The following is a 14,858-nucleotide window of genomic DNA, read 5'->3' on the forward strand; positions in this document are numbered from 1 at the left end:
ATTCGCCATTTCTTACCAGTATCGAACTTTCATCGACTATCCTCCGCCAGCTTTAACTGGCGCTCTAAGCGTCCGGCGAACGCACCTTCCGAACTCCAGCTTTAAGGGCGATGGTGTCCGCGTATTTTTAAGCGGACGCGATCGCCCTTATCGCCAGGATTTCCATGCGCCAACGAAGCTCTTATCCGAAACCCTTCAAAGCCCAGGTCGTTCAGGAATGCCTGCAACCTGGGGCGACCGTATCCAGTGTCGCCATCAGCCACGGCATCAATGCCAACGTCATCCGCAAGTGGCTGCCGCTCTATCGAGATCAGCCCGCAGCGACTTCACTACCGGCATTCGTCCCACTAAAAGCCGCACCTAAACGGCCAGCCGAAGCGTCAGTGATCATCGAGTTGCCCATGGCCGGCCAAGTGATCACCGTTAAATGGCCAACCTCAGACCCCGAGGGCTGCGCGCAATTTATCCGAGCTGTCGCTCAATGATCCGCATCGATGCAATCTGGCTGGCCACCGAGCCGATGGACATGCGCGCCGGCACCGAAACGGCATTGGCCCGAGTGATCGCGGTGTTCGGTGCGGCGAAGCCGCACTGCGCTTATCTGTTCGCCAATCGCCGGGCTAACCGAATGAAAGTGCTGGTGCATGACGGCGTCGGTATATGGCTCGCAGCGCGACGACTAAATCAAGGCAAGTTCCACTGGCCCGGCATTCGCCATGGCTGCGAGGTCGAACTCGACAGCGAGCAACTCCAAGCGTTGGTACTGGGCCTGCCGTGGCAACGAGTCGGCGCAGGCGGTGTGATCAGCATGCTGTAATCGCCGGCCATTTGACCTGTCTGCTTGTCGTCGTTTCAGGCGTGCTCTGGCACAATCCGCGGCATGACTTTCTCGCCCAACCTCGACCAGATGACTCCGGAACAGCTTCGTGCCTTGGCGGCACAGGCGTTGCAGTTGCAGTCCCAGGTCGAGGCGATGAGCAGGAAGATCCAGAACGATGAAACCCTCATCGAACAGTTCAAGTTCGAAATCGCCCTGCTCAAACGCCACAAGTTTGCAAAGCGCAGTGAGCAAATCAGCCCGGCGCAAGGCAGCTTGCTGGATGACCTGCTCGATACAGACCTTGAAGCTATTGAGGCAGAGCTGAAACAGCTTCTTCCCGCTTCGTCACAGGCCGAGCCACGACAATCGCCAAAACGTGCGCCATTGCCGCCGCAGTTTCCACGCACGGTGATTCGTCACGAACCAGAAAACACCCAGTGCGCCTGTGGCTGCCAACTTCAACGCATCGGCGAAGACGTCAGCGAGAAGCTGGATTACACGCCAGGGGTATTCACGGTCGAGCAACATGTGCGTGGTAAATGGGCCTGCCGTCAGTGCGAAACACTGATCCAGGCGCCGGTGCCGGCGCAGGTTATCGACAAAGGTATCCCGACCGCAGGCTTGCTGGCCCACGTCATGGTGGCCAAGTTTGCCGATCACTTGCCGCTGTACCGGCAGGAGAAAATCTTTGGCCGCGCCGGGCTGGCAATTGCTCGCTCGACCTTGGCCCAGTGGGTCGGACAAACCGGCGTGCGGCTCCAGCCGCTGGTCGATGCACTGCGTGAAGCGGTGCTGAACCAGGGCGTGATCCACGCCGATGAAACACCGGTGCAAATGCTTGCGCCAGGCGAGAAGAAAACTCACCGGGCCTACGTCTGGGCCTACAGCAGCACACCGTTTTCAGCGCTCAAAGCCGTGGTTTACGACTTCAGCCCAAGCCGTGCAGGCGAACATGCGCGCAACTTCCTGGGCGCCTGGAACGGCAAGTTGGTCTGCGATGACTTCGCTGGCTACAAAGCTGGTTTTGAGCAAGGCATCACTGAAATCGGCTGCATGGCCCACGCCCGCCGCAAGTTTTTCGATCTGCACGTGGCGAACAAGAGTCAGTTGGCCGAACAAGCGCTGCACTCGATCAGCGGCTTGTATGAGGTCGAACGCCAAGCGTGGGACATGAGTGATGAAGATCGTTGGCGAATACGTCAGGAAATGGCGGTGCCGATCCTCAAAACGCTGCATGACTGGATGTTGGCCCAGCGTGACCTGGTGCCTAACGGCTCAGCCACAGCCAAGGCCCTCGACTACAGCCTGAAACGCTGGGTAGCGCTGACGCGCTACCTGGACGATGGAGCTGTGCCCATCGACAACAACCAAGTCGAGGTGCGACACGAAGTCGCTTAATGAAGTTGTTCCCTTCTGCGGGAACCACCCGTGTCACCGGGTGAATCTAGAAGGCTGAATCAAGAGCGCCTTTGACAATGGAACGAGGCACCGTGAGGTGCGGGGTACCAATCGTGAGAGGCGTACCCTTCTGGCAGCCATGGCCGGACAAGGGCTAGATAGTCGGTATGGTGAACGCATGTGAATCTGCGCAACGGTCGTTAAGTTGAACGAGCGGAAATGGCTTATACGCTCGAACCAAAAGGTAACGGAGGTGGGAATCGCGTCTTTCGACTACGCATTCGTGACCCGCAGCCCACAACTCGGCGTGCGTACAAGTCGATTACTGCGGCCAAGTACAGCCAGCGCCTGCCAACCTGGATGTAAGTCACATCCCCACACCAAACCTCGTTGATAGTCGAAACTTTGAAGTTTCGCTTCAGTTGGTTTTCCGCAATCAGTGCTTCTGTACCTGATGAGCGATACCGATGCGGCCTGCGCTGCCGGCATTTCAGGCCAGCCTCACGCATAAGCGCGCGCACTTTGTAACGCCCGACTTCATGGCCTTCACGCCGTAGCTCCTGCATCAGAGTGCGTGATCCTGCGGAGCCTCGAGACGCATTGAAAAGGTTGATTACACGCGAACGTAGAGCATCCCTCTCAGGATTTTCACGCCCTTGGCGTTTGCGCCATGCATAGAAACTACTGCGCTTGACCCCAAGCACGCGACAGCAGTCGACAACACCGTAATGCTCACTCAGCTCGTTGATCAGCGAGAACGATCTTTGGAGTCCCGAAGCAGGAGAGCACTGGCCTTTTTTAGGATTTCGATATCCCGATCCTTTTGACGAACCAGGCTTTCCAGCTCCTCGATTCGTCGCTGCTCCGGGGTAATAGCCTTTGCACCAGCCGGAACTTTCCCCTCTCTCTCCTGCCGTACCTGGTCAACCCACCGGCGAAGAGCTGTGCGGCCAATCCCGAGGATTTCACATACCTCAGGAACTGACTGGCCACCGTCCAGCACCATTTCAGCTGCTTGGATTTTGTGTTCTTTCGAATAAGATTTTCGCACTGATTTTGCCTCCAATTGGGCGCCATCATAGCGCCCGAAGAAGGTGTCCAAAATCATTAGGCCAGTTCAGGACCAGATGGGGGACCAAAAACGCACAGGCACAAAAAAGCCCCGAAAAATCAGGGCCTTAATGAGAGTTAGTGGCGGAAGCGTAGAGATTCGAACTCTTGAATTGCCACCTGGAGGGAGGCCTCCTGTCCATTCTCTGACTCTCGCAGTAGACGATTGAGCGAACAGGTCTGCTGAACCATAAGCTCCCATCCCACTCCGCTCGAGTAGCGAAAAATCGGTGGGGTAAAAAGTGGGGTAAAAATCTATACCGAGGGAAATAGGTCAGCCATAAAAAAATCCAGTCACCGCTAGGTGACTGGATTCTTTGGAGTTTTTTGGTCGGGACGGAGTGATTCGAACACTCGACCCCTTGCACCCCATGCAAGGATAGAATGGACAGCAGACAAGCTATGCTGATTCTCGTCCCCGAATCAATGAGGACAAGGTGGCCTCAAAGTTCGCTGGTTGCACAACATCGAGCGGCGTACGCCCTCTCAGCCGATGGTGTGGTTCACTAAGCAGACGATAGACTTCCCAAACGTCAAGCTGAGGCAACGATTTGAAGATGGCGAGAACCAGCTTGTGCTTCAGTGGTTCCAGCTGCCAGTCAGGAATACGCTGGCCTCGATTGCCCAAACTAAGTGACAACAGACGTCGTGCCTTGATATCACGGTTGATTTGATCTCGCGACTTTCCGGCCAGGCGAGCAAAAGTCAGGAGAGGTAGATTGGTCGCAGCCTCATAGGTTTCAAGCATTTCCGCACGAGTCCGCTGGATATCAGAAACCAGCCGAACAGCAGACGCTTCCGATGCGCCGACCCGATCCGCTAGGGGCTTGCAGCCTTCAGCGGGCATTGAGTTCATTCCTGGATTCATGCCACTACGTACGGGAGCAAGAGGTAAACCCTGCAGCCCAAGTGACAGCTGCGATGCCCCTTCCAACCGAATGGTCAACGGCGAGCTCGCCGCCTTGGCGTGTCCCTGCAACCAGAGATCTAACCGATTGGCCCAGTCCTGCATCATCGTACGGCGTTGCTCGACGTACTCCGCATGGTTGTACGCCGAGCTCACCTTGTCCGGATCAGCATGTGAAAGTTGCGCATCGATCCAAATCTTCGGGTAGCCGATCTCATTGAGCGCCGTTGAGATCGTGGCCCTCACACCGTGCCCCGTAAGCCGGTCAGCAAAGCCCATACGTCGCAACGCGCTGTTCAGCGTATTTTCGCTGATGCGCTTGCTCAGATCGCTTCGATGGGAGAGCAAATACCGTTGAGCAGGAACCACCTGATCCAGCAACAGGCGCACGACTTCGGCCGCCTGGATAGACAGCGGGACGATATAGGGTGGCACCTTGGTGGTTTGACGGCGCGTTTTGCGCATCTTGAGCTGGAGCTGCTTGACCACTTCCGGCGGGATGATCCAAAGGCATCGCTCTAGGTCGAACTGATCGGGCGTCGCCAAACGCAATTCACCGGTACGCACTCCGGTCAACAGCAACAAGCGGATACCGAGTTGTGTCTGTTGCGAGCCGCGAAACGCACGCAGCTTGCCCAAGAAATGCGGAAGCTCCTCCATGCGTAGGAACGGGTTATGCTCCACCGGCGGTTTGGGCACCGCCACCACATCGAGATCTGCGGCAGGATTGTGCTCAAGGCCCGCTATGCGCACCAGTGCGTAGCGGAACAACTGATTGAGCCAGGTCCGGCACTTCTCTGCAGTTGTGAAGGCCTTCCTGCATTCGATACGGCTGAGCAGATCCATGAGCACATGCCGATTGATCTCATGGATCGACTGCTCGCCAATGTAGGGCTGTATGTCTTTGGCAAAAATGCGCAGGATCTGCGACAGCGTGCTTTGTCGCCCTTCTTTGAGACTCAGCCTACGAAAGGCAATCCACTGCTCAAAGACAGCATCGAAGGTTTGATCATTGGCAAGGCGCACGGCCACACGCTGCTGCTTGCGCTGTTCACAGGGATTGTATCCCTGAGCGATGAGCGCTCGTGCCTCGTCTCGCCGCTCCCGCGCGTCACGCAGGCCCACCTGTGGGTAACTGCCGAAGGACATGCGCTTCTGCCGGCCCTCCCAGTAGTAACGGAAGTGCCAGATCTTGCTGCCTTGGGCAGTGACATTGAGGAACAAGCCATCACTGTCTGCGAGCGTGTACTCCTTGGCGGTGACTCGAGCATGCCGAATCGCCATTTCCGTGAGTGCCATAGTGACCTCCTGAATCTGTCAGAGGCCAAATGCTCGTCTCGTTACCTGCCCTGCTCCACCGGAAAACCGAATGAGCCGATTTCCAATTCTGGACTCATTTCTGGACTCATTTTGTCCGGCTACCCCCGGTTTTCGGTGGTTTTCGCTGGAACGAAAAAAGGGCCTTTCGGCCCTTTTTTCAACGACTTACAGACTTCCATGGAACTCTGTAGATCTATAACTGGAGCGGGAAACGAGACTCGAACTCGCGACCCCGACCTTGGCAAGGTCGTGCTCTACCAACTGAGCTATTCCCGCGTCGTGATGGGTGCCATTCTAGCGATATCTAAAACGGCGTCAACCCCTTGATTCAAAAAAACTTTTATTTCTGCTCCGAGCCTTCGCGCAGGTGCGGCCAGGCAGCCAGCAGGTAGTGCACCATCGACCACAGTGTCAGCCCCGCCGCCACCAGCAGCAGCGCATAACCCAGGATTACCCAGAACGTCACGCCCGGCGGGTTGGCCAGCAGAATCACCAGCGCCAGCATCTGTGCCGCGGTCTTCCACTTGCCCAGGTTGGACACCGCCACATGCGCCCGCGCGCCCAGTTCGGCCATCCACTCGCGCAATGCCGAAACCACGATCTCGCGGCCGATGATCACCGCGGCCGGCAGGGTCAGCCAGAAGTTGGCGTGGGTCTGCACCAGCAGCACCAGGGCCACCGCCACCATCAGCTTGTCGGCCACCGGGTCGAGGAAGGCGCCGAACGGCGTGCTTTGTTGCAGGCGACGCGCCAGGTAGCCATCCAGCCAGTCAGTGGCGGCGGCGACGGCGAACACGCTGCTGGCGGCTATGTAGCTCCAATGGTAGGGCATATAGAACAGCAGGATGAAGATCGGGATGAGCAGGACGCGTAGAACGGTGAGCAGGTTTGGAATATTCATCGGTACGACTGGCCGCAAGTTGAGCCCGGCATTCTACTCGCTATGCAGGCTGGCATAAATCGACTCGGCAAGCTTTTTACTGATGCCGGGGGCTTTGGCGATTTCGTCGACGCTGGCGCGGTTGAGCTCCTGCAGGCCGCCGAAATGTTTCAGCAGGTCGCGGCGGCGCTTGGGCCCTACCCCGGCCACATCCTCCAGGCTGGACACCCGGCGGGCCTTGCCGCGGCGGGCGCGGTGGCCGGTGATGGCGAAGCGGTGGGCTTCGTCGCGGATCTGCTGGATCAGGTGCAAGGCCGATGAGTCGCCCTTGAGGGTGAATTCATGGTGCACGTCGTTCAGGTACAGGGTTTCGAAACCGGCCTTGCGGGTCACGCCCTTGGCCACGCCAAGCAGGGTCAGGTCACTGAAACCCAGCTCCTGCATCACATCGCGGGCCATGTTCAGCTGGCCTTTGCCACCGTCCACCAGCAACACGTCGGGCAGCTTGCCCTCGCCGTCCTTGATCCGCCCGTAGCGGCGGATCAGGGCCTGGTGCATGGCAGCGTAGTCGTCGCCCGCAGTGACACCTTCGATGTTGAAGCGGCGGTAGTCGGACTTGAGCGGGCCTTCGGGGCCGAATACCACGCAGCTGGCCACGGTGGCCTCGCCGCTGGAGTGGCTGATGTCGTAGCACTCCAGGCGCTGCGGCACTTCGTCCAGGCCAAGCACTTCGGCAAGGGCTTCGAAACGTGCGGCCATGTGCTGGCGGTTGGCCAGGCGGGCATTGAGCGCCTGCTCGGCGTTGGTCACCGCCAGTTGCTGCCAGCGAGCGCGGGTACCGCGTACCCGGTGGCTGATGGTCAGCTCGCGGCCACGCAGGGTGTGCAGGGCCTCGCTGATAGCTGCGAAGTCTTCGTGCACCACGTTGACGATCAGTTCACCCGGCAGTTCGCGCTCGGCATTGCCCAGGTAGTACTGCGACAGGAACGCGGCCATCACTTCGGCCACCTCCTCCTCGATGCCCACCTGGGGGAAGAAGTTCTTACTGCCCAGCACTCGCCCGCCGCGCACGCTGATCAGGTGCACACAGGCGCCGCCGGGGTTGACGAAGGCAGCGATGACGTCGACATCGCCGCTGCCGCCTTCGATGTACTGCTGGTCCTGGACACGGCGCAACAGGGCGATCTGGTCGCGCAGTTCGGCGGCCTTCTCGAAATTGAGGGCCATGGCGGCCTTTTCCATCTCGGCATTGAGCTCGTTGCCCAATTGCTGGCTGCGCCCTTCCAGGAACATCACCGAGTGGCGCACGTCCTCGGCATATTCCTCGGCAGTCACCAAGCCCGTGCAGGGCCCCTTGCAGCGTTTGATCTGGTACTGCAGGCACGGCCGGGTGCGGTTGGCGTAGTAGCTGTCTTCGCACTGGCGCACCGAAAAGGCCTTTTGCAGCAGGCTGAGGCTTTCGCGAATGGCCCCGGCGCTGGGGTACGGGCCAAAGTATCGGCCCTTGGCCTTTTTCGCCCCACGGTGAATGCCCAGGCGTGGGAACTCGCCGTCGGAAAGAAACACGTAGGGGTAGGATTTGTCGTCGCGCAGCAGGATGTTGTACGGCGGCCGCCATTCCTTGATCAGGTTCTGCTCCAACAGCAGCGCCTCGGTTTCGTTGGCGGTGATGGTGGTTTCGAGCTGGGCGATGCGCGCCACCAGCGCGGCGGTCTTGGGCGCCAGGCCGGTCTTGCGGAAATAGCTGGCCAGGCGCTTCTTGAGGTTCTTGGCCTTGCCCACGTAAAGCAGCCGGGCTTCGGCGTCGAACATTCGGTAGACGCCCGGGCGACCACTGCAGGTCGCCAGGAATGCGCTGGCATCGAAAACTTGGGACATGAGGTTTACAGGCTTGCGTCGACCATACCGTGGCGAACGGCCAGCAAGGTCAGTTCGACGTCGCTGGTGACCGAGAGTTTTTCAAAGATCCGATATCGGTAAGTATTGACGGTCTTGGGCGAGAGGCACAACTTGTCCGAGATAATCTGCACTTTCTGGCAGCCGACGATCATCAGGGCAATCTGGATTTCCCGTTCGGACAGCGCATCGAACGGCGAGCCCTGCGGCTGGAACGGCTTCAGCGCCAACTGCTGGGCAATCTGTGGGCTGATATAGCGTTGGCCGGCAAAGGCCAGGCGGATGGCCTGGATCATCTCGTCGAGCCCAGCGCCCTTGGTCAGGTAGCCGGCGGCGCCGGCCTGCAGCAGGCGCGTGGGGAACGGGTCTTCCTCGCAAACGGTCACGGCAACCACCTTGATGTCCGGGTGGCTGCGCAGCAACTTGCGGGTAGCCTCCAGGCCGCCGATACCGGGCATTTTCACGTCCATCAGCACGACGTCCGGCTTCAGCTCACGGGCCAGCTTGAGTGCCGACTCGCCCGAATCCCCCTCACCCACCACCTGCAGGCCATCGATGTCGGCCAGCATGCGTGTAATACCGGTTCGTACCAGATCGTGATCATCGACCACTAAGACCCTAATCAAGCACACACCTCGTCAGCAGGGCGATTGGATCCCGCCACCTTAACAAAATTTTTCACGGCGGGCCTAACGCATTCCTTCCGTCAGAAACGCCTGACGGTCAACGCTGAGAGACCACACTATTTGCTGGGGCTTTTTGGCCGCTGTTGCGTTACCAATCGATCGTTCGCTGCATGCGCACAAAGCACTCGTCTTCACCCATTTCGACAAAGCCATGGCGCTGGTACAGCAGGCGCGCGGGGTTGCTGCGAAACACCATCAGCCGCAACAACGGCAGGCGCCGTTGCCTGGCCCACGACACCAGTTCCTTCAGCACCCAACTGCCGACACCACGCCGGCGGTGCTCGGGCAGCAGGTGCAGTTCGCGGATGAACAGCGCCTGGCGATCCTGGCTGAGGCTGCAGAAGCCCAACAGGGTGTCGCCTTCGGTCACCAGCCACTGCTCGCGCCAGCCCCAGGCTTCATCGAAGGCTTCCTCGATCCATAGCAGGTCGTATTCGCGATAGTACGGCAGCATGGCGCGGCGCGTGAGGTCACGGGCGAAGGTGCAGTGGCTGTCGTTGGCGGGGGTCAGTTCCAGTTGCATCATGAATCGGGCTCCTGGGTTTGCCAGGCCCACCCTGTCGCCGGCAGGCCAGCCCCCACAGGTACGGCGATAAACTCGAAAGCGGTGCTGTACCTGTGGGAGCCGGCTTGCCGGCGATGGGGCCGGTAGCGTCATTATCGGTCATTGGCATAACACACGGGCGAACTGCCAGGCCCACGCCTATCCAGTTCATCCTCCAGCCATTCGGCCAGTACCCGGGCATTGTTGTGCTCGGTGTCCTTGGCCGCATAAAGCAGTGTCAGCGTGCCCTTTCCAGCCAGGTCCAGCAGTGGGTACCAGTGCTCGGGGTGGGCCGCCAGCTCCTGCTGATAGCGCTGGGTGAAACCGGCAAAATCCACGTCCCCCTGGTGAAACGCCTTGCGCAATTCATCCGAGGGTGCCACTTCGCGTAACCACTGCCCGTGCAAGTCTTCCTTGCGTTTGTTACGCGGCCACAGGCGGTCGACCAGCACCCGTTGGCCATCCTGGTCCTCGACCGCATCGTAGACACGCTTGCAGCGAATCATGGTTTTCTCCCGCAGTTACCGTCTGTCTTGAGACTAGATAATTCATTGATCGAGGTCACGGCCTGGCAACGAATAGTTTCTATGCTCAAGGCCTTCGGCACCTCGCCCGACGCCAACCGGAGCCCCCATGGCAACCCCGTCACTGGCCAGCCAGCGGCAACTGGCCCAACGCGATTCCAGCCCGCAGCTTGCCCACAAGCCTGGGCGTGCCACCCTGGTATTGTTCTTGGGCCTGCTGCTTGCCGGTATCGCCTACACCGCCTGGAGCCTGAAACAGGACGTGAGCGCCAGCGGCACGGTTATCACTACGATCACGCCGTTCCTGCTACTGGGCCTGGCGCTGTTGATTGCCTTGGGCTTCGAGTTCGTCAATGGCTTCCATGACACCGCCAACGCGGTGGCCACCGTAATCTACACCCACTCGTTGCCAGCACCGGTCGCGGTGGTGTGGTCGGGGCTGTGCAACTTCCTCGGCGTACTGCTCTCCAGTGGTGCGGTGGCATTCGGCATCATCGCCCTGCTGCCGGTAGAGCTGATTCTGCAGGTAGGCTCCTCGGCCGGCTTCGCTATGGTCTTCGCCCTGCTGCTGGCGGCGATCATCTGGAACCTGGGCACCTGGTGGCTGGGCCTGCCGGCGTCGTCCTCGCACACCCTGATCGGTTCGATCATCGGCGTGGGAGTGGCCAATGCGCTGATGCATGGACGTGACGGCACCAGCGGCGTGGACTGGGCCCAGGCCAGCAAGGTTGGTTATGCGCTGTTGTTCTCGCCACTGCTCGGCTTTGCCTGCGCCGCCCTATTGCTGCTGGCCTTGCGCGCACTGGTCAAGCGCAAGGCGTTGTACCAGGCGCCGGAAGGCCAGACACCACCACCGTGGTGGATCCGTGGCGTACTGATTCTGACCTGCACCGGGGTGTCCTTTGCCCATGGCTCCAATGACGGGCAGAAAGGCATGGGCCTGATCATGCTGATTCTGGTCGGCACCCTGCCGATGGCCTATGCGCTGAACAAAACCATGCCCAATGAGCAGGCCCTGCAGTTTTCCGCCGTCGCTGAGGTGACCCGCCAGGCGCTGGTGCGCAGTGCGCCGCAACCGGCCCCGGCCGACCCGCGCCAGGCACTGGCCGCGTTCATTGCCGAGCCCAAGGCCAGCCCGCAACTGGTACCGGCGCTGGCGGCGCTGAGCGGGATGATCGGCGAAGAGGTCAAAGGCTACGGCTCGCTCAAGCGCGTACCGGCCGAAGCCATGGCCAACGTGCGCAACGACATGTACCTGACCAGCGAAGCCATCCGCCTGATCGAGAAAAACCAGTTGGTGAGGTTCGATGCGGATACCCGCAGCCATGTGCAGCTGTTCAAGACCCAGTTGGACGACGCCACCCGCTACATCCCGTTGTGGGTGAAGGTGGCCGTGGCCATCGCGCTGGGACTGGGGACCATGGTCGGCTGGCGGCGCATTGTGGTGACGGTGGGCGAGAAGATCGGCAAGACGCACCTCAGCTATGCCCAGGGTGCTTCGGCCGAAGTAGTGGCGATGTGCACCATTGGCGCAGCGGACATGTTCGGGCTGCCGGTATCGACCACCCATGTGCTGAGCTCCGGCGTGGCCGGGACCATGGTGGCCAATGGGTCGGGGATTCAGCAGCGCACGCTGGTCAATCTGCTGATGGCCTGGGTGCTGACGCTGCCGGCGGCAATGCTGCTGGCCGGCAGCCTGTACTGGCTGCTGAGCCATATTTTCTGAATCTGTACGCCGCCTCCTGTGGGGGTTTACCCGCGAATGCGATGCTGGGATTACCGCCGCATTCGCGGGTAAACCCTCATGCCTGTCAGTGACAAAGGGGCTGCTTCGCAGCCCATCGCAGGCAAGCCAGCTCCTACAAGAACCGCATCAGCCTCAAGCCCTGCGCAGTATCTGTGGGAGCTGGCTTGCCGGCGATAGGGCCCGCACAGGCAACATCAACCCGGAATTTTAAGACCGCGCTGCACCGCTGGCCGCTCAAGGAACGCCGCCAGCACCCGCTGCACTTCCTTGAACTGGTCGAAGCCCACCAGCTCACGGGCGTTGTAACGCTCCACCAGGTTGCGCACCCACGGGAAAATCGCGATGTCGGCAATGCTGTACGCGTCGACCATCCACTCCCGACCTTCAAGATGCCGATCCAGCACACCCAGCAGGCGCTTGGACTCATTGACATAACGGTCCCGCGGGCGCTTGTCCTCGTACTCCTTGCCGGCAAAGAAATGGAAGAAGCCGACCTGGCCGAACATCGGCCCGATACCGCCCATCTGGAACATCAGCCACTGCAGGGTCTGGTAACGCTGGGCGGGGTCCTGACTGAGCAGTTGTCCACTTTTCTCTGCCAGGTACTGCAGGATCGCCCCCGACTCGAACAAAGGCAGTGGCCGCCCGCCCGGGCCGTTGGGGTCGAGGATGGCGGGGATCTTGTTGTTGGCGCTGAGCGAGATGAACTCAGGGCTGAGCTGGTCATCGTTGTCGAAGCTGACCTTGTGCACTTCATAGGCCAGGCCGATCTCTTCGAGCATGATCGACACCTTGACGCCATTGGGCGTCGGCAGCGAGTACAACTGCAGGCGTTCGGGGTGTTTGGCGGGCCACTTGCGGGTCACGGGGAAAGCACTGAGATCGGTCATGATCAACCTTGCCTGGGGAATGAACCTGTCACTCTAGAGACATCCCCGGCCGCTGACCATCACCGACCGCTCATCAGCACTGGCCACTCAGGCTTGGCCGTGCGCCTTGAGCTTGAGCTTTTCGGTATCGACGCGGACGAACACCGAGTCGGCGGTAACGGTCAGTACATCCTCGGCCCAGACCTCGCAAATCACCCGGCTCTTGCGCCCCACCGCCCCTTCCACACGCGCCTTGAGCAACAGCTCGACGCCCATCGGCGTGGGTTTCAGGTAGGTCAGGTTGAGCGTGCCGGTAACGCAGTCGATACGCGGCAGACTGCCCGGTTCACGGCCTTCCTCGCGGTAGTGGTAGGCCATGGCCGTCCAGTTGGAATGGCAGTCGACCAGCATCGCCAGCAGGCCGCCGTAAACCAGGCCGGGCCAGCCGATGAAGGTGCTGTCCGGCGCATGGCGGCACACCAGGTGGATGCCGTCGGCGTCCCAGTGGCTTTGCAGGTGCAGGCCGCTGGGGTGGGAGCAACCGCAGCCGTAGCAGGTGCCGTCGGGTGCAGCGAGGGCCTGGAGGGAAAGGGAGTGCTCGTTCATACGCTTCCTGTGCTTATTGATATGGGGGCGCGCAACGCCCCCATTAAAGCAGAAACATCAGGCCGCCTGGGCAACCGCCTTGGCACTGCGCTGGGTCAGCGAAACCAGCAGGATGAACGCGGTCACCCCGGCAGTCATCAGCGTTTCGTAGCGGTAGGCATCGCTGAACAGCATGTAGCCCAGCACCATGACGATGGTGCCGATCACCAGCCAGGTCAGCCACGGGAACAGCCACATCTTCAGTTCCAGCGGCCGCCCTTCACGCTCGGCACGGGCACGCATGCGCAATTGCGACACGGCAATCACCAGGTACACCAGCAAGGCGATGGCGCCGGTGGTGGACAGCAGGAAGCCAAACACCTTGCCCGGGAACACATAGTTGACGAAGCACCCGGCAAAGCCCGCCAGGGTCGAGAAGATGACCGCCACGGTCGGCACGCCAGAGCCGGAGATGCGCTTGGTCACGCTCAGCGCCTGGCCGCGGGCGCCCAGCGAATAGAGCATGCGCGACGCGGTGTACAGACCCGAGTTCATGCAACTGGTCACGGCCACCAGCACCACCAGGTCGACCAGCAGCTTGGCGCCCGGCACGTTCAGCACTTCCAGCACGCGCTGGAACGAACCTACCGCCTTCAGCCCCGGGTCGTTCCAGGCCACCAGCGACACCACCAGGAAGATCGACGCCAGGTAGAAGATGGCGATGCGGTACACCACCAGGTTGGTGGCGCGGCGAATCTTGTCTTTCGGATTGGCGGTTTCGTCGGCGGCAATGGTGACGATTTCGGCGCCGAAGAACGAGAAGATGGTAATCAGCACGCCACCCAGCACGGTACCGAAACCGTTAGGCATGAAGCCGCCGTTGTCCCACAGCCGGCTGACCCCGGAAACCTCGGCCAGCGGCCAGAAGCCGAACACGGCCAAGGTGCAGACCACGATGAAGGCGATGATCGCCACCACCTTGACCAGCGCGAACCAGTACTCGAAGGCACCGAAGTTCTTCACGCTGATCAGGTTGGTCCCCGACAGCACCAGCATGATCAGGAAGGCGAACAGCCAGGACGGCACGCCGGGGAAGTAGGCATGCAGGATATCGGCACCAGCAATGGCCTCGACCGGAATGATCAGCACCCAGAACCACCAGTACAGCCAGCCGATGGTGAAGCCCGCCCAGGGGCCGATGGCTTCGGAGGCATAGGTGGAGAACGAACCGCTGTTGGGGTTGGCGATGGCCATTTCGCCCAGCATGCGCATCACCAGCAGCACCAGCAGGCCAGTCATGGCGTAGGAGATGAGGATGGCCGGGCCGGCGGTGGCGATGGCGTTGGAGGAGCCGATGAACAGGCCGGCGCCGATGATGCCGGCAATGGAGATCATGGAAACCTGACGGGAGGTCAGGCCGTGCTGCAGGGAACGCTGTTTCTTGTTGTGTAGCGGAGCCATGAAGAACCCTCGAATGGGTCGGCCGCGACGAGGCGACTGAAGGTTGGAGCAGAATTCTTATAAATTTCTGATGTTCGTTGTTGTTGTTTTGCAGATGCCGGTAATGGCTAC

General features: G+C 60.4%; 14 protein-coding genes, 1 tRNA gene and 1 pseudogene. 4 read left to right on the forward strand and 12 right to left on the reverse strand.

Going from position 1 to position 14,858, the window contains the following annotated elements; all coding sequences use genetic code 11:
* Positions 1-164 precede the first annotated feature (164 nt).
* The 3 genes and pseudogenes from tnpA to tnpC form a co-directional block, all read left to right on the forward strand.
* A complete protein-coding gene (tnpA, locus tag TZ03_RS21840) occupies positions 165-485 on the forward strand; it encodes an IS66-like element accessory protein TnpA (protein WP_051100360.1) in 321 nt (106 codons plus the stop codon).
* Positions 482-817, forward strand: coding sequence for an IS66 family insertion sequence element accessory protein TnpB (tnpB, locus tag TZ03_RS31575; RefSeq protein ID WP_051100361.1), 336 nt, complete (start codon positions 482-484; stop codon positions 815-817). The genes tnpA and tnpB overlap by 4 nt, the downstream gene beginning before the upstream one ends.
* Before the next feature lie 63 nt (positions 818-880).
* Positions 881-2,197 (forward strand): annotated as a pseudogene (tnpC, locus tag TZ03_RS21850) (IS66 family transposase); the annotation flags it as partial.
* Positions 2,198-2,442: 245 nt separating this feature from the next.
* Here tnpC and TZ03_RS29125 read toward each other — a convergent pair.
* From TZ03_RS29125 to TZ03_RS21890, 9 genes are all read right to left on the reverse strand, one after another.
* On the reverse strand, positions 2,443-2,970 hold the full coding sequence (locus TZ03_RS29125; protein WP_082056684.1) for an IS3 family transposase: 528 nt from the start codon (positions 2,968-2,970) through the stop codon (positions 2,443-2,445).
* Positions 2,967-3,326, reverse strand: a complete 360-nt coding sequence (locus TZ03_RS21855; RefSeq protein WP_051100362.1) for a transposase — start codon at positions 3,324-3,326, stop codon at positions 2,967-2,969. The genes TZ03_RS29125 and TZ03_RS21855 overlap by 4 nt, the downstream gene beginning before the upstream one ends.
* Before the next feature lie 402 nt (positions 3,327-3,728).
* Positions 3,729-5,534, reverse strand: coding sequence for a tyrosine-type recombinase/integrase (locus tag TZ03_RS21860; protein ID WP_051100363.1), 1,806 nt, complete (start codon positions 5,532-5,534; stop codon positions 3,729-3,731).
* 221 nt (positions 5,535-5,755) lie between these two features.
* Positions 5,756-5,831, reverse strand: a tRNA-Gly gene (locus TZ03_RS21865).
* Between the two features lie 64 nt (positions 5,832-5,895).
* Positions 5,896-6,456 carry a CDP-diacylglycerol--glycerol-3-phosphate 3-phosphatidyltransferase gene (pgsA, locus tag TZ03_RS21870; RefSeq protein WP_051100364.1) on the reverse strand — a complete coding sequence of 187 codons (561 nt, stop codon included), beginning with the start codon at positions 6,454-6,456 and terminating at the stop codon, positions 5,896-5,898.
* A gap of 33 nt (positions 6,457-6,489) precedes the next feature.
* On the reverse strand, positions 6,490-8,313 hold the full coding sequence (gene uvrC, locus TZ03_RS21875; protein WP_051100365.1) for an excinuclease ABC subunit UvrC: 1,824 nt from the start codon (positions 8,311-8,313) through the stop codon (positions 6,490-6,492).
* A gap of 5 nt (positions 8,314-8,318) precedes the next feature.
* Entirely contained in the window at positions 8,319-8,957 is a 639-nt protein-coding gene (uvrY, locus tag TZ03_RS21880) for a UvrY/SirA/GacA family response regulator transcription factor (protein WP_051100366.1), read from the reverse strand.
* Between the two features lie 148 nt (positions 8,958-9,105).
* Complete coding sequence (locus TZ03_RS21885; protein WP_051100385.1) at positions 9,106-9,540, reverse strand: GNAT family N-acetyltransferase; 435 nt, start codon at positions 9,538-9,540, stop codon at positions 9,106-9,108.
* A 134-nt stretch (positions 9,541-9,674) separates the two neighbouring features.
* Complete coding sequence (locus TZ03_RS21890; protein WP_051100367.1) at positions 9,675-10,067, reverse strand: DUF488 domain-containing protein; 393 nt, start codon at positions 10,065-10,067, stop codon at positions 9,675-9,677.
* 127 nt (positions 10,068-10,194) lie between these two features.
* Between TZ03_RS21890 and TZ03_RS21895 the strand changes: the two genes are divergently transcribed.
* Positions 10,195-11,811, forward strand: coding sequence for an inorganic phosphate transporter (locus tag TZ03_RS21895; protein ID WP_051100368.1), 1,617 nt, complete (start codon positions 10,195-10,197; stop codon positions 11,809-11,811).
* Between the two features lie 215 nt (positions 11,812-12,026).
* On the opposite strand, the gene TZ03_RS21900 is transcribed toward TZ03_RS21895, so the two are convergent.
* The 3 genes from TZ03_RS21900 to TZ03_RS21910 all read right to left on the reverse strand — a co-directional run bounded on the left by TZ03_RS21900 (position 12,027) and on the right by TZ03_RS21910 (position 14,747).
* Positions 12,027-12,722 (reverse strand): glutathione S-transferase N-terminal domain-containing protein, encoded by a 696-nt coding sequence (locus TZ03_RS21900; RefSeq protein ID WP_051100369.1) that lies wholly within the window; start codon positions 12,720-12,722, stop codon positions 12,027-12,029.
* Between the two features lie 87 nt (positions 12,723-12,809).
* Positions 12,810-13,307 carry a PaaI family thioesterase gene (locus TZ03_RS21905; protein WP_051100370.1) on the reverse strand — a complete coding sequence of 166 codons (498 nt, stop codon included), beginning with the start codon at positions 13,305-13,307 and terminating at the stop codon, positions 12,810-12,812.
* Between the two features lie 57 nt (positions 13,308-13,364).
* Positions 13,365-14,747, reverse strand: a complete 1,383-nt coding sequence (locus tag TZ03_RS21910) for an amino acid permease (protein WP_051100371.1) — start codon at positions 14,745-14,747, stop codon at positions 13,365-13,367.
* Between the last annotated feature and the right edge of the window lie 111 nt (positions 14,748-14,858).

Origin of the sequence: Pseudomonas sp. 10-1B, assembly GCF_000935045.1 — a bacterium.
GTDB lineage: Bacteria > Pseudomonadota > Gammaproteobacteria > Pseudomonadales > Pseudomonadaceae > Aquipseudomonas.

Excerpts from the sequence above, each read along its gene's own strand:
- tnpA (WP_051100360.1), top strand. The coding sequence starts at position 165 with ATGCGCCAACGAAGCTCTTATCCGAAACCCTTCAAAGCCCAGGTCGTT.
- tnpB (WP_051100361.1), top strand. The coding sequence starts at position 482 with ATGATCCGCATCGATGCAATCTGGCTGGCCACCGAGCCGATGGACATG.
- TZ03_RS21855 (WP_051100362.1), bottom strand. The coding sequence starts at position 3,326 with ATGATTTTGGACACCTTCTTCGGGCGCTATGATGGCGCCCAATTGGAG.
- TZ03_RS21860 (WP_051100363.1), bottom strand. The coding sequence starts at position 5,534 with ATGGCACTCACGGAAATGGCGATTCGGCATGCTCGAGTCACCGCCAAG.
- pgsA (WP_051100364.1), bottom strand. The coding sequence starts at position 6,456 with ATGAATATTCCAAACCTGCTCACCGTTCTACGCGTCCTGCTCATCCCG.
- uvrC (WP_051100365.1), bottom strand. The coding sequence starts at position 8,313 with ATGTCCCAAGTTTTCGATGCCAGCGCATTCCTGGCGACCTGCAGTGGT.
- TZ03_RS21885 (WP_051100385.1), bottom strand. The coding sequence starts at position 9,540 with ATGCAACTGGAACTGACCCCCGCCAACGACAGCCACTGCACCTTCGCC.
- TZ03_RS21890 (WP_051100367.1), bottom strand. The coding sequence starts at position 10,067 with ATGATTCGCTGCAAGCGTGTCTACGATGCGGTCGAGGACCAGGATGGC.
- TZ03_RS21895 (WP_051100368.1), top strand. The coding sequence starts at position 10,195 with ATGGCAACCCCGTCACTGGCCAGCCAGCGGCAACTGGCCCAACGCGAT.
- TZ03_RS21900 (WP_051100369.1), bottom strand. The coding sequence starts at position 12,722 with ATGACCGATCTCAGTGCTTTCCCCGTGACCCGCAAGTGGCCCGCCAAA.
- TZ03_RS21905 (WP_051100370.1), bottom strand. The coding sequence starts at position 13,307 with ATGAACGAGCACTCCCTTTCCCTCCAGGCCCTCGCTGCACCCGACGGC.
- TZ03_RS21910 (WP_051100371.1), bottom strand. The coding sequence starts at position 14,747 with ATGGCTCCGCTACACAACAAGAAACAGCGTTCCCTGCAGCACGGCCTG.